The sequence below is a fragment of the Blastococcus sp. SYSU DS0617 genome (genome assembly GCF_054051075.1).
In genome coordinates this window covers 1-25,628 of record NZ_JBJHAO010000014.1, presented here as the reverse complement: position 1 = coordinate 25,628, position 25,628 = coordinate 1, and the positions used below count along the sequence as shown (strand labels likewise).

Annotated in this window: 23 protein-coding genes and 1 tRNA gene; 8 read left to right on the top strand and 16 right to left on the bottom strand. The window is 73.7% G+C overall.

The annotated features are described in order from the left end of the window. Positions 1–4: 4 nt before the first annotated feature. The 3 genes from ACI793_RS15125 to ACI793_RS15115 all read left to right on the top strand — a co-directional run bounded on the left by ACI793_RS15125 (position 5) and on the right by ACI793_RS15115 (position 3,548). Positions 5–2,200, top strand: coding sequence for an MMPL family transporter (locus ACI793_RS15125; RefSeq protein ID WP_456607204.1), 2,196 nt, complete (start codon positions 5–7; stop codon positions 2,198–2,200). A gap of 62 nt (positions 2,201–2,262) precedes the next feature. Then, positions 2,263–2,829, top strand: coding sequence for a MarR family winged helix-turn-helix transcriptional regulator (locus ACI793_RS15120; protein ID WP_456607203.1), 567 nt, complete (start codon positions 2,263–2,265; stop codon positions 2,827–2,829). Then, complete coding sequence (locus tag ACI793_RS15115; RefSeq protein ID WP_456607202.1) at positions 2,826–3,548, top strand: hypothetical protein; 723 nt, start codon at positions 2,826–2,828, stop codon at positions 3,546–3,548. Before ACI793_RS15120 ends, ACI793_RS15115 begins: the two co-directional genes overlap by 4 nt. Here ACI793_RS15115 and ACI793_RS15110 read toward each other — a convergent pair. Together ACI793_RS15110 and ACI793_RS15105 are read right to left on the bottom strand one after the other, a co-directional pair. Beyond that, positions 3,524–4,276 carry a hypothetical protein gene (locus tag ACI793_RS15110; protein ID WP_456607201.1) on the bottom strand — a complete coding sequence of 251 codons (753 nt, stop codon included), beginning with the start codon at positions 4,274–4,276 and terminating at the stop codon, positions 3,524–3,526. The two genes, ACI793_RS15115 and ACI793_RS15110, sit on opposite strands and share 25 nt — an antisense overlap. A 56-nt stretch (positions 4,277–4,332) precedes the next feature. Further along, positions 4,333–4,983, bottom strand: coding sequence for a hypothetical protein (locus tag ACI793_RS15105; protein ID WP_456607200.1), 651 nt, complete (start codon positions 4,981–4,983; stop codon positions 4,333–4,335). Between the two features lie 316 nt (positions 4,984–5,299). Here ACI793_RS15105 and ACI793_RS15100 point away from each other — a divergent pair, with 316 nt between their 5' ends. After that, positions 5,300–6,622, top strand: a complete 1,323-nt coding sequence (locus ACI793_RS15100) for an AI-2E family transporter (RefSeq protein WP_456607199.1) — start codon at positions 5,300–5,302, stop codon at positions 6,620–6,622. 88 nt (positions 6,623–6,710) lie between these two features. On the opposite strand, the gene ACI793_RS15095 is transcribed toward ACI793_RS15100, so the two are convergent. Then, positions 6,711–6,784: transfer RNA gene (locus tag ACI793_RS15095), tRNA-Pro, on the bottom strand. A 216-nt stretch (positions 6,785–7,000) separates the two neighbouring features. Between ACI793_RS15095 and ACI793_RS15090 the strand changes: the two genes are divergently transcribed. Further along, positions 7,001–9,148: an MMPL family transporter gene (locus ACI793_RS15090; protein ID WP_456607198.1), complete on the top strand. Its 2,148-nt coding sequence runs from the start codon at positions 7,001–7,003 to the stop codon at positions 9,146–9,148. A 34-nt stretch (positions 9,149–9,182) separates the two neighbouring features. Here ACI793_RS15090 and der read toward each other — a convergent pair whose 3' ends face one another. From der to ACI793_RS15050, 8 genes are all read right to left on the bottom strand, one after another. Continuing rightward, complete coding sequence (der, locus tag ACI793_RS15085) at positions 9,183–10,547, bottom strand: ribosome biogenesis GTPase Der (protein ID WP_456607197.1); 1,365 nt, start codon at positions 10,545–10,547, stop codon at positions 9,183–9,185. Further along, complete coding sequence (cmk, locus tag ACI793_RS15080; RefSeq protein WP_456607196.1) at positions 10,544–11,245, bottom strand: (d)CMP kinase; 702 nt, start codon at positions 11,243–11,245, stop codon at positions 10,544–10,546. The genes der and cmk overlap by 4 nt, the downstream gene beginning before the upstream one ends. Further along, complete coding sequence (aroH, locus tag ACI793_RS15075) at positions 11,242–11,604, bottom strand: chorismate mutase (RefSeq protein ID WP_456607195.1); 363 nt, start codon at positions 11,602–11,604, stop codon at positions 11,242–11,244. The genes cmk and aroH overlap by 4 nt, the downstream gene beginning before the upstream one ends. A gap of 86 nt (positions 11,605–11,690) precedes the next feature. Then, complete coding sequence (locus ACI793_RS15070; protein ID WP_456607194.1) at positions 11,691–12,608, bottom strand: aldose 1-epimerase family protein; 918 nt, start codon at positions 12,606–12,608, stop codon at positions 11,691–11,693. Then, on the bottom strand, positions 12,605–13,678 hold the full coding sequence (locus ACI793_RS15065) for an ABC transporter ATP-binding protein (RefSeq protein ID WP_456607193.1): 1,074 nt from the start codon (positions 13,676–13,678) through the stop codon (positions 12,605–12,607). Before ACI793_RS15065 ends, ACI793_RS15070 begins: the two co-directional genes overlap by 4 nt. Positions 13,679–13,751: 73 nt before the next feature. After that, entirely contained in the window at positions 13,752–14,720 is a 969-nt protein-coding gene (locus ACI793_RS15060) for a carbohydrate ABC transporter permease (protein ID WP_456607192.1), read from the bottom strand. Next, positions 14,717–15,595, bottom strand: coding sequence for a carbohydrate ABC transporter permease (locus ACI793_RS15055; protein WP_456607191.1), 879 nt, complete (start codon positions 15,593–15,595; stop codon positions 14,717–14,719). Before ACI793_RS15055 ends, ACI793_RS15060 begins: the two co-directional genes overlap by 4 nt. A 92-nt stretch (positions 15,596–15,687) precedes the next feature. Beyond that, the gene (locus ACI793_RS15050) at positions 15,688–16,851 is read right to left on the bottom strand and encodes an extracellular solute-binding protein (RefSeq protein ID WP_456607190.1); all 1,164 of its coding nucleotides are present in this window, start codon (positions 16,849–16,851) and stop codon (positions 15,688–15,690) included. A gap of 428 nt (positions 16,852–17,279) precedes the next feature. On the opposite strand from ACI793_RS15050, the gene ACI793_RS15045 reads away from it, so the two are divergent. Further along, the gene (locus ACI793_RS15045) at positions 17,280–18,281 is read left to right on the top strand and encodes a LacI family DNA-binding transcriptional regulator (RefSeq protein ID WP_456607189.1); all 1,002 of its coding nucleotides are present in this window, start codon (positions 17,280–17,282) and stop codon (positions 18,279–18,281) included. Between the two features lie 35 nt (positions 18,282–18,316). After that, positions 18,317–20,713 carry a beta-xylosidase/alpha-l-arabinosidase gene (locus tag ACI793_RS15040; protein ID WP_456607188.1) on the top strand — a complete coding sequence of 799 codons (2,397 nt, stop codon included), beginning with the start codon at positions 18,317–18,319 and terminating at the stop codon, positions 20,711–20,713. 95 nt (positions 20,714–20,808) lie between these two features. On the opposite strand, the gene ACI793_RS15035 is transcribed toward ACI793_RS15040, so the two are convergent. Then, the gene (locus ACI793_RS15035; RefSeq protein WP_456607187.1) at positions 20,809–21,654 is read right to left on the bottom strand and encodes a pseudouridine synthase; all 846 of its coding nucleotides are present in this window, start codon (positions 21,652–21,654) and stop codon (positions 20,809–20,811) included. Positions 21,655–21,771: 117 nt separating this feature from the next. Here ACI793_RS15035 and ACI793_RS15030 point away from each other — a divergent pair, with 117 nt between their 5' ends. Continuing rightward, positions 21,772–22,215, top strand: coding sequence for a hypothetical protein (locus ACI793_RS15030; RefSeq protein ID WP_456607186.1), 444 nt, complete (start codon positions 21,772–21,774; stop codon positions 22,213–22,215). Between the two features lie 21 nt (positions 22,216–22,236). On the opposite strand, the gene scpB is transcribed toward ACI793_RS15030, so the two are convergent. From scpB to ACI793_RS15010, 4 genes are all read right to left on the bottom strand, one after another. Continuing rightward, positions 22,237–23,103 carry an SMC-Scp complex subunit ScpB gene (gene scpB, locus ACI793_RS15025; RefSeq protein ID WP_456607185.1) on the bottom strand — a complete coding sequence of 289 codons (867 nt, stop codon included), beginning with the start codon at positions 23,101–23,103 and terminating at the stop codon, positions 22,237–22,239. Continuing rightward, complete coding sequence (locus tag ACI793_RS15020; RefSeq protein WP_456607184.1) at positions 23,100–24,020, bottom strand: segregation and condensation protein A; 921 nt, start codon at positions 24,018–24,020, stop codon at positions 23,100–23,102. The genes scpB and ACI793_RS15020 overlap by 4 nt, the downstream gene beginning before the upstream one ends. Before the next feature lie 148 nt (positions 24,021–24,168). Further along, on the bottom strand, positions 24,169–24,684 hold the full coding sequence (locus tag ACI793_RS15015; RefSeq protein WP_456607183.1) for a hypothetical protein: 516 nt from the start codon (positions 24,682–24,684) through the stop codon (positions 24,169–24,171). After that, positions 24,681–25,526 carry a ParA family protein gene (locus ACI793_RS15010; protein WP_456607182.1) on the bottom strand — a complete coding sequence of 282 codons (846 nt, stop codon included), beginning with the start codon at positions 25,524–25,526 and terminating at the stop codon, positions 24,681–24,683. Before ACI793_RS15010 ends, ACI793_RS15015 begins: the two co-directional genes overlap by 4 nt. Between the last annotated feature and the right edge of the window lie 102 nt (positions 25,527–25,628).

Genomic DNA, 25,628 nt, shown 5'->3' with positions numbered 1-25,628 from the left:
CCCCATGGCTCACCTGCTGTCCCGGATCGGGGCGTTCTCGCACCGCCGCCGGCTCGCCGTCGTGCTCGTCTGGCTGGCGGTCCTCGTCGCCGGTGGCGCGGGCGCCCTCACGCTGTCCGGCGCGACGTCGAACTCCTTCTCGATCCCCGGCCAGGAGTCCACGGTCGCGCAGGAGAAGATCACCGAGGAGTTCGGCGCCGGCGGTGCCACCGTGCGCGTCGCCCTCGCCGCGCCGGAGGGGCAGACGCTCACGGACCCGGAGACCGCGGCGACCGTGGCCGACGTGGTCGACACCCTCGGCGCGCTCCCCGGCGTCGTCTCGGTCTCGAACCCGCTGGACCCGGCGGCGCCCGCGGTCAACGCCGACCAGACCATCGGCTACAGCACCGTGGCCTACGGCGGCCTCGTGGAGGACGTGACCGACGACCAGCGGGCCGCCCTGCTGAGCGCGGTCGAGGACGCCGGCGCCGGTGACCTCACCGTCGAGGCGTCCGGCGAGGCGCTGAACGCGGGCGCCCCCCACATGGGCGTCGGCGAGGTCATCGGCGTCGTGCTCGCCGTGATCATCCTGGCGCTCACGTACGGCTCGCTGGTGACCGCCGGGATGAACCTGCTGACCGCCTCGGTCGGCGTCGGGGTCGGCGTCCTGGGCATCACCATCGCCACCGGCTTCCTGGAGCTGTCCTCCACGACGTCGGCCCTCGCGGGCATGCTCGGCCTGGCGGTCGGCATCGACTACGCCCTGTTCATCATCAGCCGCTACCGGCAGGAGCTGCTCCGCGGGGCCGACGTCCCGACGGCCATCGCGACGGCCACCGGCACGGCCGGCTCGGCCGTGGTCACCGCCGGGCTCACCGTGGTCATCGCCCTGCTCGGCCTGTCCGTGGTCGGCATCCCGTTCCTGACCCAGATGGGCGTCGCCGCGGCCGCGACGATCGTCATCGCCGTCCTGGTCGCGCTCACCCTGGTCCCGGCCGCGATGAGCTTCCTGGGCGTACGGGCCCTGCCGCGGAAGGCGCGCGCCGGTGCCGGCAGCCCGGACGACGCCGGCCGGCGCACCCGCGGTCCGGGGTTCCTCGCCCGCTGGGTGGCCACGGTGACCCGGCAGCGCGTCCTCACCGTGGTCGCCACGGTCCTGGCGCTGAGCGTCCTCGCCATCCCGTTCGCCTCGATGCAGACCACGCTGATCCCGACGCCGGAGCCGGGCAGCACCCAGGCCCGGGCGCAGGAGCTCCTCGCCCAGGGGTTCGGGGAGGGCATCAACGGCCCGCTGGCCGTCCTGGTCGAGGGCGACGGCGCCGCGCAGGCGGCCGCCGGGGTCAGCGAGCCGATCTCCGCGCTGTCCGACGTCGCGCTGGTCACCCCGCCGGTGCCCAACGCCGACGGCACCGCGGCCCTGCTCACCGTCATCCCGCTGTCCGGCCCGGACACCGAGGCCACCGAGAACCTGGTCGGGGACCTCCGCGCCGAGCTCGCCGGCCTCGACGGGGTCGACACCTACGTCACGGGTGCCACCGCGGTGAGCGTGGACGTCGCGCAGGCCCTCGACGAGGCGCTGCCCGTCTACCTGGTCCTGGTCGTCGGCCTGGCGTTCGTGCTGCTGGTCCTGGTGTTCCGCTCCCTGCTGGTGCCGCTGGTCGGCGTGCTGGGCTTCCTGTTCACCGTGGGCGCCTCCCTGGGTGCCACCGTGGCCGTGTTCCAGTGGGGGTGGCTGTCCGACCTGATGGGGCTCACCGGCACCGGGCCGCTGATCAGCCTCACCCCGATCCTGGTCATCGGGATCCTCTTCGGCCTGGCCATGGACTACCAGGTGTTCCTGGTCAGCCGCATGCACGAGGCGCACACCTCCGGGGAGGCGCCGCTGGAGGCCATCCGCGCGGGCTTCCGGCGCTCGGCCCCCGTCGTCGTCGCGGCCGCGCTGATCATGTTCGGCGTCTTCGCCGGCTTCGCCACCAGCCCGGACCCGACCCTGAAGTCCATCGCGTTCGCGCTGGCGGTGGGCATCGTCGTGGACGCCTTCGTGGTCCGCATGGTGCTGGTGCCGGCCGCCCTCGCCCTCATGGGCGAGCGCGCCTGGTGGCTGCCCCGCTGGCTGCGGTGGCTGCCCCACCTCGACGTCGAGGGGACCGCGCTCAAGGGCGACACCCCGGGCGTCGCGGTTCGCGACGAGGAGCACCCCGTCGGTTCCGGGGTCCGCTGACCCGCTCCGGCCCTGAGACCCTTACGTGACAGGCAGGCTGCCATCTTGGCAGCCTGCCTGTCATGTCATCGCTGAGCTCTCCTGGGCAGGGCCTCCCGGCCGCAAGGCCGGCTGCCACGCCGGGCGACGAGGTGCCCGGCCCCGGCGGCTCCGCGTACCAGCTGCTCGTGCAGGTGCGCCCGCTGTACCAGGCAGCCGAACGCGCCGTGAGCGGCGCCCTGCGCGGCACCGACCTGACGGTGCCTCTGCGCGCCGTGCTGGAACTGGTGCTGCACCGGGGCCCGATGACCGTCCCCGAGGTGGCACGGGAGTTCGGCGTGACCCGCCAGAGCGTCCAGGCGCTCGTCGACTCCGGCGCGCAGCTCGGGCTGCTGGCGTTCCAGGACAACCCCCGGCACCGGCGCTCCCGGTTGGTCACGGCTACCCGGCACGGGGAGCAGACCTTCGCCGAGGTGCACCGCCGGGAGCTCTCGAACCTCGACGGCGTCGCCGGCGACCTGGACGCCGACGACCTCGTCCGGTGCGCCCGCGTGCTCGCCCTGCTCACCGACCGCATCCGGCAGATCCCCGACCACGACCAGGACAACGACCAGGCCCAGGACCAGGCCCAGGACCAGGAGCGCGCATGAACCAGCCGCCCGACCTCATCGTCCCCACCGACCTCGTCGACCCGGTCGACCGTGGCAAATTCGACCTCTACCTGCCCGGCCAGGGTGCACGGCCGCCCGTCGTGGTCCTGGTGCACGGCCTGTTCCCGCAGCCCCCACCGGTGAGCCCGCGCCGGACCCCGTTCTTCCGGGCCTACGCCTCGCAGCTCGCCCGGCGGGGCACGGCTGCCGTGGTGTTCGACCACGAGCTGACCGGCGGGACGCGCTACCCCGAAGCGGCGGCGACACTCGACCGGATCCTCTCCGAGGCCCGCGCCGACAGCGAGGTCGACGGCGACTCGGTGGCCGTCTGGTTCTTCTCCGGCGGCGGCCCGCTCGCCTACCCGACCCTCGCAGGAGGGCACGCCTGGCTGCGCTGCGTGGCGCTGACCTACCCCCTCCTGCCCACCGAGGACGTCCCGGGGTGGCCCTCCATGTCCGACGCCCTCCGCGGCCTGGGGCCGACCCCGGTGGTGCTCACCGTCGTCGAGGACGAGATCCCCGACTTCGTGGCCGGGCAGCGCGCACTGCTCGCCGCCGCGCCCGGCGGGCTGACCACCATCGAGGTCCCCGCGGCAGCGCACGGCTTCGACACCGGCCCGGCGACGGAGCACGGCCGGGCCGCGGTGCTCCGGGCTCTGGACGCCGTCGCCGGCCACGTGCTCGGCGCGTCCCGTCAGCCGGCGGCGCCGAGCCGGTAGAGCGCGGTGTGCTCGACGTGCAGCACGGGCTCGCCGTCGGCGAGCACCAGGGCGTCGTAGCGCACCTCGTCGTTCGAGCCCCTCCGGCCGACGGAGGTCACGCGCCCGTGCGACGTCACCAGGGCGGGCAGCCGGGCGACGCCGAGGAAGCGGCAGTCGCTCGCCGTGTGGATCCACGGGCCCAGGGCGACGTTCCGGGTGAGCAGCCGGTGCACCGCCTTGACGAGCATCCCCGGATGCGCCCACGCGTTCTCGCGGTACAGGTCCAGCGGTTCGCCGACGGCGTCGAGGTACCACTCGTTCTGCTCGACGGGGACGACCTCGGAGACGCTGCCGAACGGGCCGACGACCGGATCGGCCACCTGCCCGGCGGCGGGCACCTCGGCGAAGCCGGTGAGATCGGGCCGGTCGGCGGTCCGGCCGGCCGAGCCCACGCAGCGCACCTCGCCGTCGGCGCCGGTGGCGGTCAGCCGGCCGTCGGCCAGCTCCACGAGGAGCTCCTCGCCGTCGTACACCGGCCGGCGGAAACGCACGCCCACCCGCCCGCCGGACAGCCACTCCTCCCCCCAGGCCGCCACCAGCGGTGTGGTGATGCGGGCGAACAGCTCGACCCCGGGGACCAGCGCGCCGGTGAAGCCGAACTGCCGGGCGACGTCGTCGTCGTGGATCTTGTTCTGCGCCTCTTCGATGACGTGGGCGACGAACCGGTGCGGCGCAGGGGCGTCCATGCCGCGGATCGTGGCACGTGCGGTCGGTCCTCGCCCTCCTGCGCCACCGCGGGCGGTCAGCTCCCGGGCGGTGCCGGGAGCGTCTCGATCCTGGTGGCCGCGATGGCGACCTGCCCCTCGGCGTCGTCCAGCCACGCCCGCGGGTCGTCGAAGAGCTCGTCGGCCGCGATGCCGAAGTCCGCCTCGAACGTGTCGGGGTCGACGTCCACGACGGTGCCGGACACCTCCACCTGGTCGCCGGTGCCGATCTCCGGGGACGGCGTGACGGTGACGACGACGACCGGTTCGCCGGCCTCTCCGGCGACGCGGAGCGCGCTGGCGACCGGGGTGGAGGTCAGCACGTCCACGACCTCACCGCGCACGGTGACCTGCTCGCCCAGTGGGGCCTCGGGCTCGCCGAAGAACGACCGGTCGGGATCCGGGGGCGCCTCACCCGGGGGCTCGCCATCCGGGCCATCCGGGGCATCGGGTTCCTCCACCGGCTCGTCCTCACCACCCTCGGCGAGGCTGTCCTGCAGCTCGCCGACCCGGTCCTCGAGGGTCGCCACCCGGTTCCGCAGGCCGGCGAGCTCCTCCCGGACCTCCGTCAGCTCCGCCGCAGTCGCCCCCGTCGGCTCCGTCGCGGACGGCCCGCTGCACGCGGCGAGGCCGATGGCGGTGGCGGTGGCGGTGGCGAGCAGGGCGCCGGCCGGGGCACCTCTCCGCACGGCGGTCCTGCGTGGGCTGTCCATCCGCTTCCTCCGGTCGGGGATGTCCGGGAGACCGCGCGGGCGTCCCGGGGGCTCGTCGACGCGGTGCCCCTCCGGCCCGCCGCCATCCCGGTCCGGCCGCTTCCGACACCAAGTCGCAATGCCCGCACCCCCGCGGTCCGGTGCGCAGCGTGCCCGCTCCGGTCCGCCGCGTCCATGACGATCGGCTGACATCCGGGCCCGTACCGTCCGAGCCGCGTGGTTTGGGGCATGGAGCCCGCTGGAACAGGATGACGACCGGTTGACAGGCCGGCAAGGCAGGCAGGAGCCGTGCATGTCCGAGAAGCGCGGGCTGGACGGCGCGCGGGAGCGGCCGACCGCCGCCGGCGGAGGCGGGGAGGAATCTCCGGCGCCGGACGGTCCCGGAGCGCCCGGTCGCCCCGGGACCGTCGTGCCCGACGCGGAGGCCGCGCCACGGCAGCGCAGGCTCGGCCCGGGTGCACCGCGCTGGACCGTGCACGTGCTGGCCGTCAGCGGGGCGATCCTCGCCCTCGCCGCGATGGGCTGGCTGGTGTTCTGGCTGGTGCTCCGGCTGCCACTGGTCACCTTCGCCGTGGCGCTCGCGGTGCTCCTGGCGGCACTGGCCACACCCGTCTCGCACGCGCTGCGACGCCGCGGGATGCCCGACGCGCCCTCCGCGCTCCTGGCGGTGCTCACGCTCCTCGCCGTCATCCTCGGCATCGGTTTCCTCGTCGGCTTCCGTGCCGCCACCGCCCTGCGGGACCTGACCAGACCCCTGGCCGCCGGGATCGACCGCATCCGCGTCTGGGCCATCGAAGGTCCACTCGGCCTGGACCCCCAGCAGGTCGCCGACATCCGCAACCAGATCGTCAGCTTCCTCTACCAGGCCAGCCCCAGCCCCACGGCCGGCGCCCGCATGGCCGTGACCGCGCTTGGCGGGATGATCCTGGTCGCCTTCCTCGTGTTCTTCCTGCTCAAGGACGGCGCGGTCATGTGGGCCTGGGTGCTGGAGCGCGTTCCCGCCCGCCGGCGGGAGCAGGTCGACGGTGCCGGTCGCTCGGCCTGGGACACCCTGGCCAGCTACGTGCGCGGGGTCGTGGTCGTCGCGCTGATCGACGCCGTCGGTATCGGCGCCGCGCTGCTGATCCTCGGCGTGCCCCTGTGGGTGTCCCTGACCCTGCTCACGTTCGTCGGAGCCTTCGTCCCGTTGCTGGGTGCGACCGTGAGCGGGGCCGTGGCCGTGCTCGTCACCCTCGTGACCAATGACATGACCGACGCGATCATCGTGCTGGTGGTGGTCCTCGTCGTCCAGCAGGTCGAGGGGAACCTGCTGCAGCCGCTGATCATGGGGCGGGCGCTCAACCTGCACCCCGCTGTCATCCTGCTCGCGGTGACGGCCGGTGCTCTGCTGTTCGGGATCGCGGGCGCACTGCTGGCCGTCCCGATCATGGCGGTGACCTACCGCGTCGTCGAGTACGTGCGGCTGCACCCCGTCGAGCCCGTCGGCGCCGCGGTGGAGGGCCCGGCCTCCTCGGGGACGGAGACCGCGGCGGGCACCACCGGGGACGAGCACGCACCGCGGCGCGGGGCCACCCCGCTGTCCGAGCCGGTGGGTGCGCCGGCCGGGACGCGGTGACGACGGGATCACGCCCCCGGACGACGGACGCCCGGCCCCACGGATCGTGGGGCCGGGCGTCCGGGTGCATCTGAGAAGAGCACAGATGTCGGGCTGACAGGATTTGAACCTGCGACCCCTTGACCCCCAGTCAAGTGCGCTACCAAGCTGCGCTACAGCCCGCGCTCCGTCGCACCGGCCCGGAACCCCGGGGCGCGCGATGGCCGCCCCGGAAGATTACCGCACCGCCAGGTCTGTCCGGCGCGCCCCCTGTCACGTCCGGGCGGCCTGCCCCGTCACATCCCATGACACCTCGGCACGACCCTGCCAGCCCTGCGCGCACGGGGCCGTCGCCATCCTCTCGACCAGGGCACCACGGGTGCCGGAGGGACGTTCGTCATGGGTAGGTCGTTCGCATCCCGGGTGAGCCACCGCCGGCTCAAGTGGGTCATCCTGATCGTCTGGCTGGTCCTGGCCGCGGCCTCGGGTCCACTGGCCGGGGCACTTCCCGACGAGCAGGACAACGAGGTCTCCTCGTGGCTGCCCGGCGACGCCGAGTCCACTCTGGCGCTCGAGCGGCAGACCGAGCTGGGCTCCGACCCCGACGTCATCCCCGCCGTCGTCGTCTACGAGCGGACCGACGGTCTCACCGCCGCCGACCTCGCCGCCGTCGCCGATGACGCGGCCGCCTTCGGCCGGATCGACGCGCTCGCCGGCGAGGTCACCGGGCCGATCCCGTCCGAGGACGGGCAGGCGGCGCAGCTGGTGGTGCCGCTGGACATGGGCGACGGCGGCTGGGAGGCGATCGCCCCGATCGTCGAGGACGTGCGCGGGATCGCCGGCGACGGGCCCGACGGCCTGGAGAGCTGGGTCGCCGGACCGGCGGGGAACGCGGCCGACTCCTCCGAGGCGTTCGAGGGCATCGACGGCACGCTGCTGTTCGCCGCCCTGGGCGTGGTCATCCTGATCCTGCTGTTCACCTACCGCAGCTCGGTCCTGTGGATCCTGCCGATCTTCTCCGCGGTGGTCGCGCTCTTCTGCTCGCAGGCGGTCATCACCCTGCTGGCCCGGCACGCCGACCTCACCGTGAACGCGCAGAGCGCCAGCATCCTCACCGTCCTGGTCATCGGCGCAGGCACCGACTACGCGCTGCTGCTTGTCGCGCGCTACCGGGAGGAGCTGCGGCTGCACGCCGACCGGCACGAGGCGATGACGGAGGCGGTGCACCGCGCCGGACCGGCGGTGCTGGCCAGCGGCGGCACCGTGGTCCTCGGCATGCTGTGCCTGGCCGTCGCGGACATGAACTCCACCGCGGGCCTCGGCCCGGTCGCGGCCATCGGCGTCGCCGTCACCCTGGTGGTGCTGATGACGCTGCTGCCGGCTCTGCTGGTCATCTGCGGCCGCTGGGTGTTCTGGCCGGTGCGCCCGGCCCTGGGCAGCCCCGAGCCCAGCGCGACCGGTCTGTGGGCGCGGGTGGGTGCGCTCATCCGGCCGCGTCCCCGGGCCGTCTGGGTCGTCACCAGCCTGCTGCTGGCCGCCTGCATCGGCATGTTCGGCCTCGACGCCAAGGGGCTGACCCAGGCCGACTCCTTCCGCGGCACCCCGGAGTCGATCACCGGTGAGCAGGTCGCGAGCGAGCACTTCCCCGCGACGGCGGGCAACCCGGTCTACGTGCTGACCACCGCCGGGGACGCCGACGCGGTGGCCGACGCCGTCGCCGGCACCGAGGGCATCGGTGCGGTCGAGGCGCCGCAGGTCACCGGCGACGCCGCGCTGGTGCAGGCGGCCCTCGCCGACCCGGCGGACAGCGAGGCCGCCTACGACACCATCGAGCGGCTGCGCACCGGCCTCGACGACGTCGGCGACGGCGCGGCGGTGGTCGGGGGCAACACCGCCGTCAACCTCGACGTCCAGACGGGGTCGCAGCGCGACAACCGGGTGATCATCCCGCTGATCATGGTGGTCGTGCTGCTCGTGCTCGGCGTCCTGCTGCGGGCGATCGTGGCGCCGCTGCTGCTCATCGGCACGGTCGTGCTGTCCTACGGCGCGGCGCTCGGCATCAGCGCGCTGATCTTCGACTGGACGCTGGGCGTCGGCACCACCGACAGCTCGTTCCCGCTGTTCGTCTTCGTGTTCCTCGTCGCGCTGGGCATCGACTACAACATCTTCCTCATGACCCGGGTGCGGGAGGAGGCCTTCGACCACGGCACCCGGCGGGCGGCGCTGATCGGCCTCTCGGCGACCGGCGGGGTGATCACGTCGGCCGGGCTGGTGCTCGCCGCCACGTTCTCGGTGCTGGGGACGCTGCCGCTGACGTTCCTCACCCAACTCGGCATCGCCGTCGCGCTCGGCGTGCTGCTGGACACGATCGTCGTGCGGTCGGTGCTGGTCACCGCGCTCACGCTCGACGTCGGCCGGTGGATGTGGTGGCCCAGCCGGCTGGCGCACCGCAGGGACGAGCCCGAGCACACCGGCGGGGACGACGTCCGGGTGCCCGTGCCCCGGGCCCGTCCGGGCGCCCAGCACGACGTCCGCCCCCTGCCCTGACGGGCGGGAAGGGCAGGCCCGCGCCGGCCCTCCGTCAGCCCTTCTTGCCGTCCCTGTCGCGCCCCTCGCGGACCTTGACCGAGACCTCGATCGGCGTCCCCGAGAAACCCCACTGCTCGCGCAGCTTGCGCTCCAGGAACCGCCGGTAGCCGGCCTCCAGGAAGCCGGTGGAGAAGACGACGAACCGCGGCGGGCGGACGTCGGCCTGCGTCACGTACTTGATCTTCGGCGCCCGCCCGCCGCGCGCCGGCGGCGGGGTCTCCTGCACCAGGGCCCGGACGAACTGGTTGAGCTCGGCGGTGGGCACGCGCTTCTCCCACGACGCCAGTGCCCAGCGCAGGTGGTCGGCCAGCTTGCCGACACCGCGTCCGGTCGTGGCGGAGATGTTGACCCGCGTGGCCCACTTGATCCGGGCCAGGTCGCGCTCGATCTCGCGCTCCAGCTGGTCGTGCCGGTCCTCGTCGAGGGTGTCCCACTTGTTGAACGCGATAACCAGCGCGCGGCCGGACTCGACGACCTGCGTGATGACCCGCTGATCCTGCTCGCTGATGACCTCGTCGGCGGCCAGCAGGACGACGGCGACCTCGGCTGCCTGGATGGCGGCCTCGGTGCGCAGGCTGGCGTAGTACTCCATGCCGCTGGCGGTGTTGACCTTGCGGCGCAGGCCGGCGGTGTCGACGAACCGCCACTCCTCGCCACCGAGGGTCACGATGGAGTCCACCGGGTCGACCGTCGTGCCCGCGACCGAGTCGACGACGGAGCGCTCGTCCTTGGCCAGCCGGTTGAGCAGGCTGGACTTGCCCACGTTCGGGCGGCCGACCAGGGCCACGCGGCGCGGGCCCTCCTCGTGCTCCTGCTCGCGCGGCGCGTCGGGCATCGCGTCGAGGATCAGGTCGAGCAGGTCACCGCTGGAGCGTCCGTGCAGCGCGCTGACCGGCTGCGGCTCCCCCATGCCCAGGCTCCACAGCTCGTGGACGTTGGCCTCGCTGCGCTCGTCGTCGACCTTGTTGGCCACGAGGATCACCGGCCGGTCGCTGCGGCGGAGGATCCGCGCGGCGGCCAGATCGGTGTCGGTGGCGCCCACCTTGCTGTCGACGACGAGCACGATGACGTCGGCGGTCTCCATGGCGAACTGCGCCTGGCGGGTGATCGACGCGCCGATCCCGACGGCCTTGGGGTCCCAGCCGCCGGTGTCCATGACGGTGAAGCGCTTGCCGTTCCACAGCGCCTCGTAGGAGATGCGGTCCCGTGTCACCCCGGGGACGTCCTGCACGACGGCCGCGCGCCGGCCGAGGATGCGGTTGACCAGCGTCGACTTGCCGACGTTCGGCCGGCCGACGATGGCGACGACGGGCAGCGGCCCGTCCTGGTTCCCGGTCGTGCTCTGGTTCTCGGTCATGTGCGGTCCCCTGTCACCAGCGCGGCTTCGGCCAGCGCCACGATGCGGTCCACCACGGCCTGCTGGCTCAGCTCGCTGCTGTCCACGACCACGGCGTCCGCGGCCGGTCGCAGCGGGCTGTCGGCCCGGCTGCTGTCGTACTCGTCCCGCCGGCGGAGGTCCGCGGCCAGGGCGTCGATCTGCGCGGGGTCGGTGACCCCGAGCTGCCCGGCCCGCCGCTGGGCGCGGACCTCGGGGGCTGCGGTGAGGTAGATCTTGAGCGTCGCGTCGGGCAGCACGACGGTGCCGATGTCACGCCCTTCGACGACGACGGTGTCCGCGGCGCCCACGAGGTCGCGCTGCTGGGCTACCAGCTGCCGGCGGACGGCCGGGACGGCGGAGACGGCGGAGACCGCCCGCGTGACCTCGGCGCCCCGGATACGGACGGCGACGTCGACGCCGTCGACCTCCACCCGCTCGAGGCCGGCCTCGGTCCCGACCGCGATCCGGGCGCCCGCGACGACCCGGGCGACCGCCTCGGCGTCGTCGAGCTCCACGCCGGCGTCCAGGACGGCGACGGTCGCGGCCCGGTACATGGCCCCGGTGTCCAGGTAGGCAGCGCCCAGACGGGCGGCCACCCCCCGGGCGACGCTGCTCTTGCCGGTGCCCGACGGGCCGTCGAGGGTCACCGCCCCGCGGAACGGGTACCCGTCGCTCACTGGGCGATGTCCCGGCGCAGAGCCGCGGCACCGCGGAGGTAGACGTGCTGGATCTCGGCGCGCGGCCGCGGGGTCTCCACGTGCGCCATGAGCCGCAGCACCCGCGGGAGGGCGTGCGGGACGGCGATCTCGGTGGCGCACATCAGCGGCACGTCGCCCATCCCGAGCTCGCGCGCGGCGAGGGCCGGGAACTCCGACACCAGATCGGGCGTGGCGGTGAAGACGATGCTGATGACGTCGTCGTGCTGCAGCGCGTTGCGCTCCAGCACGGTGCTCACCAGCTCGCGGGTCGCCTCGAGCACCTGGTCCCGGTCGTCGGCGTCGACCTGGGTCGCGCCCCGGATGGCTCGGACGGCCATGCACACTCCTCGTTCGGATCCCGGCACCCGGAAGGCCGGGCGCCTCGGTCGAGTCTAGGGAGGCGCCGCCAGCGCACCGCCGGGCGTCAACCCAGGGGCCGGATGCCCCACGTCGACGTCGTCGACTCCCCCGGCCCGAGTCGCCGCACCCCCTCGCCGGTGCGCAACGCGTCCGGCGGGCAGGTCATCGGCTCCACCGCCAGGCCCTGGCGGCGCCGCGGCTCCGGCACGACGTCGCCGGTGAACAGCTGGAGGTAGGGATATCCCTCGTCCAGCCAGACCTCCGCCCCCGTGCCGTCGGGTCCCGTGAACCGCACCCGGGCCAGGCCGTCGGGAGTGCGTGCCAGGCCGGTGAAGCACGAGTCCACGACGAGGTTCCCCAGCCTCCGTCCGCCGCGCAGGTCGAACGGCGTGCCGCGCACCGGCTCACTGCCGGTGGGCAGCCCCCGGTCGTCGGTCCGCAGCCGGACCGCACCCGGCGCGGTGAGCGTGCAGTCGTCGACCCGCAGACCCGCCCCCGCGGCCAGGTAGGGGTGGTGGCCCTCCCCGTAGGGCAACGGCCGGTCCCCCGCGTTGGTCGCCGTCGTGCTGACCCGCAAGCCCCCGGCACCCAGCTCGTACCGGACCCGCAGCCGCAGGGTGAACGGGTAGCCGGGCTGCGGGTGCAGCACGTGCTCGAGCTCCACCGCGTCCCGGGCCCGGGCCAGCGGACGCCAGGCGACGAACCGGACCAGCCCGTGGATGGCGGTACCGCGCTCCGGCTCGGTCACCGGGGTGCGGTGCTCCTCGCCCTCCCAGCTCCAGCAGCCGTCGGCGAGCCGGTTGGGCCACGGCGCGAGGACGTGCCCCCGGGCGTTGGCCGCCATCTCCCCCACCGCATAGCCGTCGACGACGTCCCGGCCGCCGCACCGGTAGGTCCGCAGCCCCCCACCCACCTCGACGACGGTGGCCTCGGCCGAACCCGAGCGCAGGACGAACTGCTCGCCGGTGGGCGGCAGGCTCATCCGAGCCGGTTCCCCGAGCGCAGGTCGAACAGGTGCACGTGGCCGCTGCGCGGCCGCACGAGCAGGTGCTCGCCCGGCGCCGGCGGCCGTCGGCCGTCGACCCGCGCGGTGATGTCGTGCTGCGTCCCGTCGATCGTGGTGTGCCCGTACACGTAGGCGTCGGCACCGAGTTCCTCGACGACGTCCACCTCGACCGGGAGCCCGCTCCCGGCGATCTCCAGGTCCTCCGGCCGCACGCCCACGACCACCCGGTCGTCGGCGGTCCGGCCCAGCACGTCGCGCGCGACCGGGTGGATCTCGTCGCCGAACGCCACGCCGCCGTCGGTGACGCCCAGCTCGAACAGGTTCATCGCCGGCGAGCCGATGAAGCCGGCGACGAAGACGTTGGCCGGGCGTTCGTAGAGCTCGCGGGGCCGGCCGGCCTGCATGAGCAGCCCGTCCTTCAGCACCGCGACGCGGTCGCCCATGGTCATCGCCTCCACCTGGTCGTGGGTGACGTAGACGGTGGTGATGCCCAGCCGGCGCTGCAGCTGGGCGATGTGCGTGCGGGTCTGCACCCGCAGCTTGGCGTCGAGGTTGGACAGCGGCTCGTCCATGAGGAACACCTGCGGTTCGCGGACGATGGCCCGCCCCATCGCCACCCGCTGCCGCTGGCCGCCCGAGAGCTCCTTGGGCTTGCGGTCCAGGTACTGCTCCAGGTCCAGCAGCCGCGCCGCCTCGCGCACCCGGGTGCCGATGTCGGTCTTCGGGACCCCGGCCATGCGCAGGGCGAAGCCCATGTTGTCGGCGACGGTCATGTGCGGGTACAGCGCATAGTTCTGGAACACCATCGCGATGTCGCGGTCCTTCGGCGGCACGTCGGTGACGTCGCGGTCGCCGATGAGGATGCGGCCGCCGTCGACGTCCTCCAGCCCCGCCAGCATCCGCAGCGAGGTCGACTTGCCGCAGCCCGACGGCCCGACGAGCACGAGGAACTCGCCGTCCTCGACGGCCAGGTCGAGGCCGTCGACCGCCGGCCGGTCGGCGCCGGGGTACACCCGGGTCGCCTGCTCGTAGGTCACTGTCGCCATCGCCGATGGTCCTCTCTGCGCGCTGGTCGGGCGGGTACGGATGGGCAGGTGCCGGGGGCGCCGGGTCGGGCCGCTACTTGCCGGCGCCGGCGGTGAGACCGCTGAGCAGGTAGCGACGCCCGAACAGGTAGAGCAGGAAGATCGGGACGACCGACAGCGTCACCGCCGCCAGCAGCGCCGGGACGTTGGTGCCGAACTGCCCCTGGTAGTCCCACAGGCCCAGGGTGAGCACGCGGGTCTCGACCGACTGGGTGAGCACCAGCGGAAAGAGGAAGCCGTTCCAGGCGGTCAGCGAGGTGAACACCGCCACGGTGGTGATGGCCGGCTTGGCCAGCGGCAGCACCAGGTGCCGGAGCACCCGGAAGGGTCCGGCGCCGTCGAGGGTCTGCGCCTCGTAGAGCTCCTTGGGGATGTCGCGCAGGCTGTTGGTCATCACCAGCAGCGCCACCGGCAGCGCGAAGGCGGCCGTGGGCAGGATGACCGCCGCCAGGGTGTCGTACATGCGCAGCTGGGTGATCATCAGGTAGACGGGGATGATCGCCGCCTGGGCCGGGATGGCGAGCCCGACGAGCATCAGCGAGAACCCCCGATGCACGCGGCGGCCCGCGTTCCGCGCGACGGCGTAGCCGGCCGGCACGGTGAGGCCCACGACGATGGCGATCGTCGACAGCGTCACGATCAGCGTGTTGACCAGGTAGGTCGGGAAGTCTCCGCTGAGGACGGTGGCGTAGTTCTCCAGCGTCGGGTCCGACGGCGGCAGCAGCGGATTGCTCGACAGGTAGTCCTGCCGGGTGCGCAGGCTCCCGGCCACCAGGTAGTACAGCGGCACGGCGACCAGCACCAGCCACACCGCCGCGCCCACGCCGGCCAGGACGTTGGGCCGGCGCCCGCCCCGCGGCCGGCGCCAGATCCGCCGCCGCTGACCCGCGGGCACCTCGGGGACGGGTGCGATCGGCGAGGGCGGCGCCTCGGCCGTCCCCACGCCACCGGTGCCGCGGTCGGTCGCGCTGCCCGGCACGCCCAGCTCCGCCCGGTCGGTCACATCCCCTCCTGCTGGCTCTGCATCGCACGGAAACCGGTCAGCCGGGTCACCGCGAGGGACAACCCGGCGCCCAGCACCAGCAGCAGCACGGCGATCGCACTGGCGTAGCCGAACTCGAACCCGCTGAAGCCGGTGATGTACATGTGCAGCGGCAGGACACGGGTGGCCGTCCCGGGGCCGCCACCGGTGAGGATCAGGATCGTGTCGAAGGTGGTCACGGAGCCGACCAGCATGAGCACCGTCGAGGTGATGACCGTGTACTTCAGCAACGGCAGGGTGATCGCGAAGAACTGCCGGTAGCGGCCCGCGCCGTCGATGGTCGCCGCCTCGTACAGGCTAGGCGGGATCTGCCGGGCCGCGGCCTGGTAGAGCAGCGTGTGGAACGGCACGTACTGCCAGCTGACCACCCACACCACGGTGTAGACGACGAGGTCGATGTCGCCGAGGAAGTTGAACCGGTCCAGCAGTGGCAGGGCCTGGGTGACCCCGAAATTGGGGTCGAGCACCGCGGCCCACAGCAACGCGATGGCCGCGGTCGAGAGCAGGAGCGGCAGGAAGAACAGCGAGCTGAGTACCGCCCGGTTGCGCTGGCGGCCGGCCGCCCAGACCCCGATCAGGATCGCGACCGGGGTCTGGACCAGCCAGGTCATGACCATGAACCCCAGGGTGAGCCAGAGCGAGTCCAGCGCCCGGTCGTCCTCGGCCAGGCGGGACCAGTTGTCCGTTCCGGTCGGCTCGGGCAGGCCCAGGCCGTCCCACGAGGTGAAGCTGAGGTAGACCACCAGCACCATCGGGAGCACCGCGAACGCCGTGAAGAACGTGATCGCCGGTGCCAGGTACCAGCCCGAGGGCCGGTCCCGCCGTCCTGCCGCCATGCTCCCTGCCTCTGTCCTGGTTGGTCCGGTGGCCGACCGTGCCGGGCCGCCCCGCCGGCGCGCACGAGCTGCGCCGGCGGGGCGGGTGCGGATCAGACCCCGGACATCGCGTCCACGAAGCCCTGCGGCGTCTGCGTGCCGAGGAAGAGCTGCTCCAGCTGGGTCAGCATCTCGGTGGCCTCGTCGGCGGGCAGGTCCTGGTCCCAGGAGAGCTGGAAGCTCGGCGCGTCCTCGACCAGGTCGTACACCCACGTCGCGTAGTCGGCGTTCTCGGTCTCCTCGAGCAGGTCCCGGACCCCGCTCACCGCGGGCACGTCACCGGCGTCGATCAGGTCCTGCACGTACTCCTCCTCGTGCAGGGCCGTGGAGACGTACTCCAGCGCGGTCTCCTTCTGGTCGGAGTCCGCTGCCACCGAGTAGAAGTTGGTCGGGTTGCCGACCACGTTCTGCGGGTCGCCCGCGCCGCCCTCGATGGCCGGGAAGGCCGCCCAGCCGAGGTTGCCCGACTCGACGAACTCCGGGCTCTCGCCCAGCTGGTTCGTGTACTCCCAGGACCCCATGAGGTGGAACCCGGCGTCACCCTGGGCCAGGATCGTCGACGCCCCGCCGACGTCGTAGCCCACCGAGGCGAAGTCGGCGCCGAAGGCACCGCGCTCGATCAGCTCGCGCAGCAGGGTGAGCGCCTCCAGCACGGCCGGGTCCTCCCACGCCCCCTCCTCGCCGTTGCGGATCGCCTCGAAGACCTCCGGGCCGCCGACGCGGTCGAGGATGTACTCGATCCACATCAGCTCGGTCCAGGGCTGGCTGCCCGCCAGCGCGATGGGAGTGACACCGGCGGCCTTCAGCTGGTCGACGGCGGTGAGCAGCTCGTCCCAGGTCTCCGGCACCTGGGCACCGGCGGCGTCCAGCACCTCCTGGTTGTAGTACAGGACGACCGGCTGCACCCCGCGCATCGGCAGGCCGTAGTAGCTGCCGTCGAGCTGGGCGGCCTCGAGCACGCTGGGGATGAAGGCGTCCTCCAGCTCGGGGTTGTCCTCGAACAGCTGCGTCAGGTCCTCGACCTCGCCGGCGTCGACGTACTCCTTGAGGTTGCCGCCGCCCCAGTTGAAGAACACGTCGGGGCCCTGCTCGGACCCCAGCGCGACACGGAGGCGCTGCTTGTAGGGGTCGTTGCCGAAGGTGGCCAGCTCCGCGTCACCGGTCTCGGAGTCCTCGTTGAACCGCTCGATCGAGGCTTCCTCGATGGGGTTCAGCACGGAGTCCTCCAGGGCCCACACCTGAGCGGTGTCACTGTCACCCCCGCCCCCTCCGCCGCCGGGGCCGGAGGAGCCGCAGGCGACCAACGTTCCTGCCATGACGAGTGCGCCGGCCTGCGAGGCCGCGCGGGTCAAACGCCGGGAGGACATCCCACCGCCACCTTCCTGATTCACCGTTGAAGCCGAAAGTTTCGAGCAGTTGCGAGAATGTAGGCCCGGTCACAAACGGGTGTCAACGGAGCCTGTGACCGCGGCCGAATCGTGACCTCTTGACGCGGATCCCGGTCTCCCGTCTACCGTGCGCCAGAACAGGAGGCTGTCGAAATCCCGAAACTTTCGATACCGTGGCGCGGCCTTCTGGGGCGGATGCGCGGCTGATCCGCCCCGGTCGGGTAGGGGCACAGGACGACGGAGGAGAAGGGGCGACCATGGCGTCTCAGCAGCTCGGCCGGCCGACGCTGGCCAGCATCGCGGCCGCGGCAGGCGTCTCCCTGCCGACGGTCTCCAAGGTCGTCAACGGCCGGCAGGACGTCGCCCCGGCGACCCGCGCGCTGGTCCTCCAGCTGCTCTCGGAGCACAACTACGTCCCTGTGGTCCGCAAGAAGGCCGAGCCGGAGAACCCGCTCGTCGAGGTCGTCTTCACCGCGCTGGACAGCCCCTGGGCCGTGGAGATCCTGCGCGGCATCACCGAGAGCGGCCTGGACGTCGTCGTCACCACCCTCGCCCGCTCCCCCGGCGCCGACTGGGTGCAGTCGCTCATCGACGGGGGACGGCGCGGCGCCATCGTGGTGACCTCGCACCTGACCGCCGCCGACCAGCGCCGCCTCGGGAACTCGCACCTGCCGGTCGTGGTGATCGACCCGGTGGACATGCCCGGACAGGACGTGCCCAGCGTCGGCGCCACCAACTGGGCCGGTGGCCTGTCGGCGACCGAGCACCTCGTCGAGCTCGGGCACCGCCGGATCGCCGTCATCGGTGGCCCGGAGGACTTCCTCTGCAGCCGCGCCCGCATCGACGGCTACCGCGCCGCCCTCGAGCGGGCCGGGATCGGGGTCGACCCCGACCTCGTGCGGCACGGCAACTTCCACCACGAGGGCGGGTACGACCAGGCCCGCATGCTGCTGGAGCTGCCCGACCCGCCGACGGCGATCTTCGCGGGCAGCGACGAGCAGGCCTTCGGCGTCATGGAGGCCGCCCGTCAGGCCGGCCTGTCGGTGCCCCGGGAGCTCAGCGTCGTCGGCTTCGACGACCTGCCGATGGCCCGGTGGTCCTCGCCCCCGCTCACCACCGTCCGTCAGCCACTCGCCGACATGGGCCGGATGGCCGGCCGGATCCTGCACCAGCTCATCGACGGCAACGCGCTGGACAGTCAGCGCCTGGAGCTCGCCACGCACCTGGTCCCCCGCGCCTCGACCGCCCGCCTGCGCTGATCCGCCTCCCCACCGCACACCAGGAGCGCTCCCCCGTGACCCAGATCCCGGCCGGCTTCCCGGGCACGACCGTCCACGATTCGACGGGCCGGCCCGGCGCCGTGGTGTGGGGAGATCCCGCACGCCCCCTGCATGAGCGGGTCCGCGCCCTGATGGACGTGATGACGCTCGAGGAGAAGGTGGCGCAGCTCTACGGCGTGTGGACCTCGATCGGCGACGGCGACGAGGTGGCCCCCAACCAGCACGATTTCGCCGAGCCGCTGCCCCCCTGGGCCGAGCTGACCGCGCCGGGCCTGGGCCAGCTGACCCGGATGTTCGGCACCGCTCCGGTCGAGCCGGAGACCGGGGCGCGGGTCCTGGCCCAGACGCAGCGCGACCTGGTCGCCGGGTCCCGCCTGGGCATCCCGGCCGTCGCCCACGAGGAGTGCCTCACCGGGTTCGCTGCCTGGCAGGCGACGGTCTTCCCCACCCCGCTGGCGTGGGGCGCCTCCTTCGACCCCGGCACGGTGCACGCGATGGCCGCCGGCATCGGGGCGCTCATGCGCTCGGTCGGCGTCCACCAGGGGCTGTCCCCCGTGCTCGACGTGACGTTCGACCCCCGCTGGGGCCGGACGGAGGAGACGATCGGCGAGGACCCCTACCTCGTGGCCGTCCTCGGCGCCGCCTACACGCGGGGCCTGGAGGACGCCGGGGTCGTCGCCACGCTCAAGCACTTCGCCGGGTATTCGGCGTCCGGCGCGGGGCGCAACCACGCCCCGGTGCACCTGGGGCCCCGCGAGTTCGCCGACGTCGTCCTCCCGCCGTTCGAGGCCGCGCTCCGCGAGGGCGGTGCACGGTCGGTCATGAACTCCTACGCCGCCGTGGACGGCGTCCCGCCGGCGTCGGACCCGGCCCTGCTCACCGGGCTGCTGCGTGGGGAGCTGGGCTTCGAGGGCGTCGTGGTCGCGGACTACTTCGCCGTCTCGTTCCTGGAGACCATGCAGGGCCAGGCCGCCTCGCCCGGGGAGGCCGCGGCGCTGGCCCTCACCGCCGGCATCGACGTGGAGCTGCCGACGGTCCGCTGCTACGGCGAGCCGCTGCTGGACCTCGTCCGGTCTGGGCGGGTGCCGCTGGAGATCGTGGACCGCGCGGTCGAGCGCGTGCTGCTGCAGAAGGGGCAGCTCGGGCTGCTCGACACCGGCTGGGACCCCGAACCGCCCGCGCTGCGCGACGGCGGGCCGATCGACTTCGACCCGCCGCACCTGCGGGCCCTGGCGCGCACGCTCGCCGAGCGGTCCGTGGTCCTGCTGGACAACCGGTCCGGCGTGCTCCCGCTGGCGGGGCCGGCGCGGATGGCGGTCGTGGGCCCCTGCGCCGACGACGTCCTCGCGCTCATGGGCTGCTACGCCTTCCCCAACCACGCCGGCGCCTTCCACCCGGACATGCCGGTCGGCATCGAGCTGGCGACCGTGCTGCAGGCCCTGCGGGCGGAGTTCCCGGACGCCGAGGTCACCGGCGCACCGGGCTGCCCGGTGCAGGAGGTCGACCACAGCGGCATCCCCGACGCCGTGCACGCGGCCCGGTCCGCCGACGTGTGCGTCGCCGTCCTCGGTGACCGCGCGGGGCTGTTCGGTCGCGGCACCTCCGGCGAGGGCTGCGACGCCGAGGACCTGCGGCTCCCCGGCGCCCAGGCCGACCTGCTCGACGCCCTGCTGGACACCGGCACACCCGTCGTCCTCGTCCTGCTGACCGGGCGGCCCTACGCCCTGGGCGGGGTCGTCGACCGGACGGCGGCGATCGTGCAGGCCTTCTTCCCGGGCGAGGAGGGCGCCGGCGCCGTCGCCGGGGTCCTCAGCGGACGGGTCAACCCCTCGGGGCGGCTGCCGGTCCAGGTGCCGCGGACGCCGGGTGGCCAGCCGGCCACCTATCTCGCCCCGGCGCTCGCCCGGCAGAGCGACATCAGCTCTGCCGATCCGACGCCGGCGTTCCCGTTCGGGCACGGGCTGGGCTACACCTGCTTCGAGTACGCCGACCTGCGGATCGACGGCGCCGCCCCCGGAGACGGGCCCGTCGCGGTGCCCACCGACGGCGAGGTGCGGGTCTCCTGCACCGTCGCCAACACCGGCGACCGGGCCGGGACCGAGGTGGTGCAGCTCTACCTCGAGGACCCGGTCGCCAGCGTCGTCCGGCCGGTGCGGCAGCTGATCGGGTTCGCCCGGACCGAGCTCCGGCCCGGCGAGCGGGCCCGGGTCGGGTTCACCGTGCACACCGACCGCACGTCATTCACCGGCCGCGACCTCCGCCGGATCGTGGAGGCCGGCGACCTCGCGCTGCGCCTCGGCTCCTCCAGCGAGGACCTGCGGCTCGACGCCCGGGTGCGCCTGACCGGCCCCGACCGGGTGGTCGGACCCGGCCGGGTCCTCACCACGCCGGCCCAGGTCAGCCGCTGCTGAACTCCCCGCGAGGACGCCGGTCAGGCGTCCTCGCGGGTGACCCTCCCGGTCGGGTCGACCGCGCCGGACGGCGTCGGTCGACCGCGCCGGACGGCTCAGAGGCCGACGAGCTCGGAGAGGGTGCCGAGCTCCTGCCGGCTGAGCTTGCGGATCGTCCCCGAGCGCATCGCCCGCAGCTCGATCGGGCCGACCGCGGTGCGGGTCAGCCGGGACACCGGCAGGTCGACCGCGGCCAGGAGCCGGCGCACGATGTGCTTGCGGCCCTCGTGCAGCACGACCTCGACCACGGACTGGCCCGCGTGGGTGTCCACGACCCGGAACGAGTCCACCTTCACCGGGCCGTCGTCGAGGTCGATCCCGCCGCGCAGCCGCTTCGCCAGGTCCCGGGGCACCGAGCCCGACACCTGGGCGAGGTAGGTCTTGCGCACCCCGTAGGAGGGGTGGGCCAGCCGGTGGGCCAGCTCCCCGTCGGTGGTGAGCAGCAGCAGGCCCTCGGTGTCCTGGTCGAGCCGTCCCACGTGCACCAGCCCGGGCGCCAGGTCGCCGACCATGTCGCCGACCGTCGGGCGGTTGCGGTCGTCGCTCATCGCGGTGAGGACGCCCGGCGGCTTGTTCATCGCGTAGGTGACGCGGTCGTCGCGGATCTCGAGCCGCACGCCGTCGACGGCGATCTTGTCCCGCGCGGGGTCGACCCGCATGCCCTGCACCTGGACGACGGCGCCGTTCACGCTGATCCGCCCGGCGTCGATCATGTCCTCGGAGACGCGGCGCGATCCCACGCCCGCCCGGGCCAGGACCTTCTGCAGCCGCTCCCCCTCGCGGTCGTCGCCGTCGGTCTCGGGGGCACGGTCGGCGGGGTGGACGGGAGCGAGCTCCATGTCCTCGGACCAGCCCTCGCCGGAAGCGGTGGGGACGTCGTCGTTCGGGGTCGCAGCGTTCATCGCCGCCCAGTCTCCCACCTCGGCGCCGGTGCTCCCGCCGCGCCGTCGTGCACCCCACCGCGTCGGGCGGCCGGATAGCGTGCGGGCGCCGGCGGGTGGAACGGACGGAGTGGACCGATGCGGCGGTGGGCGGGGCTCCTCCTGGTGACGACGCTGGGTACGCCGGGCGCGCTCATGGCGTGCTCGTCCGATCCCGTCGAGCGCGTGCCTCCGGTGAGCGAGAGCGGTCGGGACGACCTCGCGCGCTACCGGATCGAGCCCGGGGGCGACCACCCGCTCGCCTGGGTCGACGGCGGCGACTACCTGGCCGTGACCATCCGTGGCAGCTCCAGCTGTCCGCGGGGGCCGGGTTCCCTGACGGTGACGGAGCCCCAGCACCTGACGATCGACGTGGTGGACCTGCGCCCCGGCCAGGAGGTGTGCAGCGCCGACGACGCGCCGCACGTCACGGTCGTGGAGGTGCCCGACGGACTCGATCCGACGCGTCCGGTGACCGCGGTGCTCGACTGGGGCCCGTCCTCGGACGACACCACCACGGCGACGCTCGCCCCGCCGGGGTGAGCGACGACGTCGCCGGACGGGTCAGCTGTCGGGGTGCTCGTCGAGGACGGTGGAGGTCTCCGGCAGCAGCGGGGCGAGCTCCGGCAGCTCGGCCAGGCTGCGCAGGCCCAGCCGCTCGAGGAACAGCGGCGTGGTGGCGTAGAGGCCTCCCCCGCTGTCCGGATCGCTGCCCACCTCCGACACCAGCCCGCGGGTGATCAGCGTCCGCATGACGCCGTCGACGCCGACGCCGCGGATCGCGGCGACCCGGGCACGGGTGACCGGCTGCCGGTAGGCGATGACGGCCAGGGTCTCCAGCGCGGCCTGGGTCAGCCGGCTGCGCTGCCCGTCCACCAGGTACCGCTCGACGACGCCGGCGTGCTCCTCCCGGGTGTAGAGCCGCCACCCCTCCCCCACCCGGCGCAGCGTGATCCCGGCCGACCGGGCGTCGTAGCCCGCAGCCAGGTCGGCCAGCCCGGTGCGGACCTGCGCGACGTCGCAGTGCAGCGCCCCGGCGAGGGTGACCTCGTCGACGGGGTCGTCCATGACGAACAGCAGCGCCTCGAGCCCGCCGCGCAGCTCGTCCGGGTCCAGCAGCTCCAGGGGCTCCGGTTCCGGCTCGGGCTCGGGTTGCGGCTCGAGCTCGGGCTCGGGCTCCGGGGCGGTGACCGGTGCCGCGTCGCCGTCGTCCTCGAGCGGCACGGGCGCGACGTCCGGGACGTCGACCGGCAGGTCGGACACCCGGGCGGCGAGCTCCGCTGCGACGGCGTCCCAGGCGGCGGGGTCGTCGTGCCCCCGGCGCTCGGCCTCCTCACGCGTCGCCGCCAGCTCCGCGGCCAGGGCCTCCCACGAGATGGGTGCCGGCTCCAGGCGGGACCGGTCGTCGTCGCCGTCCACGGGCTCGCTCACGAGTACTCCTCGTCGATGTCGATGTCGATGTCGATGTCGCTGCCGCCGTCGGTGGCGGGCGGAACGCTGCCGTCCGGGCCCGGCTCGGGCAGCGCGCCGTCCACGTCGACCGCCGTCGTCGTGCCGCCGGGCAGCTCTCCGTCCACGTCGACCGCGCCGTCGGCCTCCCGTCCGGCCCAGCGCACGTGCAGGTCGCCCAGCGGCGTCAGCTGCTCGAAGGTGACCCGCTGCTGGCGGTAGAGCTCCAGCAGCGCCAGGAACCGGGCGACGACCTCGAGGGTGTGCGTGCAGTCGGCGGTCAGCGCGCGGAAGGAGACGGTGCCGGCGCGGGCCAGGTGGTCGCGCACCACCATCAGCTGCTCGCTGACGCTCACCGCCGGGGCGTGCAGGTGGCCGACGCCGACGACCTCGGGGGCCTTGGGCGCCAGGGCCCGCGCGGCGAGGGCGGCGAACTGCTCGGGTGTCAGGTCGAGCCGCACCTCCGGCACGAGCTCGGCGAACCGCGCCTCCAGCCCGACCGCGCGGGGGAACCGGCGGGCGGCCTCGGTCTCCCGCTCGCGCAGGAAGGCGGCGGCCTGCTTGTAGGCCTTGTACTGCAGCAGGCGGGCGAAGAGCAGGTCCCGGGCCTCGAGCAGCTCGAGGTCCTCCTCGTCGTCGACCTCGGCCGCGGGCAGCAGCCGGGCGGCCTTGAGGTCGAGCAGCGTGGAGGCGACCACGAGGAACTCGCTGGCCTGGTCGAGGTCGAGCTCGTCGCCCAGCGCCCGCAGGTGGGCGATGAACTCGTCGGTGACCGTCGACAGCGCGATCTCGGTGACGTCGAGCTTGTGCTTGCCGATCAGCTGCAGCAGGAGGTCGAAGGGACCCTCGAAGTTGGTCAGCCGGACGGTGAAGCGCGATGCCGGCTGCGCCTCGGTCACGACCGCAGCCTAGAAGAGACCGTCAACGCACCAGCTTGTCCTGACGAGCGGGGGCCCGGAGGGCTCCCCGAGGAAGGACGGGGTGGCTCCGCGTGCCAGGGAACGGCACGTGGTCGCGGTGTCGTCCGGAGGACGACGTCGTCGCGGCTCAGCCCTTGAGCCGGCGCACCAGGACGGACTCCTCGCCGCGGTCGGCCAGGTCGGCGAGGATCACCGAGATCGCCTCGCGGACGATGCGTCCCCGGTCGGCGGCCACGCCGTGCTGCCCGCGGAGCGTGAGCCGGGCGGTCTCCAGCTCCATCAGGTCGTCGGCCGAGATGTAGACGGTGATCTTCTCGTCGTGCTTCGTCCGCTCCCGGCCACGGGCGGGCCGGCCCCGGGTCGGCACGTGCGGCTTGAGCACCGGAGCCGGTGCCGGGGCGCCGCGGAACGCCTCCAGCTCGTCGTTCGCGGGTGCGGCCGGCGTCGCTCCGCCGGGCACCAGGGTGAGCGGGCTCGCCGGTGCCGTCTCCTCGGCGCGGCGGCCCGCCGCCGCGTTGCGGAGGGCGGGCGAGCTGACGGTGGTGCTCAGGCTGGGCAGCTCGGTGACCTCGGGGACGGCCGAGGCGGCGTCGGTGCGGCGGAACAGCTCCGAGGCCCCCGGCAGCACGGGACGACGCGTCATAGTGCGATGACCTCCTTGGCGAGGTCGCGGTAGGCCGCGGCACCCGAGGAGGTCGGCGCCCAGGTGGTGATCGGCTGGCCGGCCACCGTGGTCTCCGGGAACCGGACGGTGCGCTGGATGACGGTCTGGAAGACGGTGTCCCCGAAGGCCTCGACCACCCGGCTGAACACCTCCTTGCAGTGCACCGTCCGCGCGTCGTACATCGTGGCGAGGATGCCGGAGATCTCCAGCTGCGGGTTGAGCCGCTCCTTGACCTTGTCGATGGTGTCGACGAGCAGGGCCACCCCGCGCAGCGAGAAGAACTCGCACTCCAGCGGGATCATCACGCCCTGCGCGGCGGTGAGGGCGTTGACCGTGAGCAGCCCCAGCGAGGGCTGGCAGTCGATGAGGATGTAGTCGTACTCGTCGCGCACGTCGGCGAGCACCCGCATCAGGGTCTGCTCGCGGGCGACCTCGCTGACCAGCTGCACCTCGGCGGCGGACAGGTCGATGTTGCTGGGCACCAGGTCCAGGCCGGGGATGTCGGTGTGCACCCGGACGTCCCGGAGCGTGGTCTGCCGCTCCATCAGGGCGTTGTAGATCGTCCGGTCCATGTTCTGGGCCGGGATGCCCAGCCCGACCGACAGGGCACCCTGCGGGTCGAGGTCGATGAGCAGCACCTTGCGGCCGAACTCGGTCAGCGCGGCGCCCAGGTTGATCGTCGACGTCGTCTTGCCGACGCCGCCCTTCTGGTTGCACATCGCGATGACGTGGGCCGGACCGTGCTCGGTCAGCGGCTTGGGGTCCGGCAGCCGGCGCTGCCGGGCGCGCGCGGGGTCCAGCCGCGAGGCGGCGGCACCCATCTCCGGGTCGGTGGGGGGGGGGGGGGGGGGGGGGGGGGGGGGGGGGGGGGGGCGGCCGTGGGGGCGCTTGCGTTGTGCTTCTTCCACGAAAATCCAGCAAAA

Coding starts and splice junctions, on each gene's coding strand:
- ACI793_RS15125 (WP_456607204.1), top strand. CDS start 5: ATGGCTCACCTGCTGTCCCGGATCGGGGCGTTCTCGCACCGCCGCCGG.
- ACI793_RS15120 (WP_456607203.1), top strand. CDS start 2,263: ATGTCATCGCTGAGCTCTCCTGGGCAGGGCCTCCCGGCCGCAAGGCCG.
- ACI793_RS15115 (WP_456607202.1), top strand. CDS start 2,826: ATGAACCAGCCGCCCGACCTCATCGTCCCCACCGACCTCGTCGACCCG.
- ACI793_RS15110 (WP_456607201.1), bottom strand. CDS start 4,276: ATGGACGCCCCTGCGCCGCACCGGTTCGTCGCCCACGTCATCGAAGAG.
- ACI793_RS15100 (WP_456607199.1), top strand. CDS start 5,300: ATGTCCGAGAAGCGCGGGCTGGACGGCGCGCGGGAGCGGCCGACCGCC.
- ACI793_RS15090 (WP_456607198.1), top strand. CDS start 7,001: ATGGGTAGGTCGTTCGCATCCCGGGTGAGCCACCGCCGGCTCAAGTGG.
- der (WP_456607197.1), bottom strand. CDS start 10,547: ATGACCGAGAACCAGAGCACGACCGGGAACCAGGACGGGCCGCTGCCC.
- aroH (WP_456607195.1), bottom strand. CDS start 11,604: ATGGCCGTCCGAGCCATCCGGGGCGCGACCCAGGTCGACGCCGACGAC.
- ACI793_RS15070 (WP_456607194.1), bottom strand. CDS start 12,608: ATGAGCCTGCCGCCCACCGGCGAGCAGTTCGTCCTGCGCTCGGGTTCG.
- ACI793_RS15065 (WP_456607193.1), bottom strand. CDS start 13,678: ATGGCGACAGTGACCTACGAGCAGGCGACCCGGGTGTACCCCGGCGCC.
- ACI793_RS15055 (WP_456607191.1), bottom strand. CDS start 15,595: ATGGCGGCAGGACGGCGGGACCGGCCCTCGGGCTGGTACCTGGCACCG.
- ACI793_RS15045 (WP_456607189.1), top strand. CDS start 17,280: ATGGCGTCTCAGCAGCTCGGCCGGCCGACGCTGGCCAGCATCGCGGCC.
- ACI793_RS15035 (WP_456607187.1), bottom strand. CDS start 21,654: ATGAACGCTGCGACCCCGAACGACGACGTCCCCACCGCTTCCGGCGAG.
- ACI793_RS15030 (WP_456607186.1), top strand. CDS start 21,772: ATGCGGCGGTGGGCGGGGCTCCTCCTGGTGACGACGCTGGGTACGCCG.
- ACI793_RS15015 (WP_456607183.1), bottom strand. CDS start 24,684: ATGACGCGTCGTCCCGTGCTGCCGGGGGCCTCGGAGCTGTTCCGCCGC.
- ACI793_RS15010 (WP_456607182.1), bottom strand. CDS start 25,526: ATGGGTGCCGCCGCCTCGCGGCTGGACCCCGCGCGCGCCCGGCAGCGC.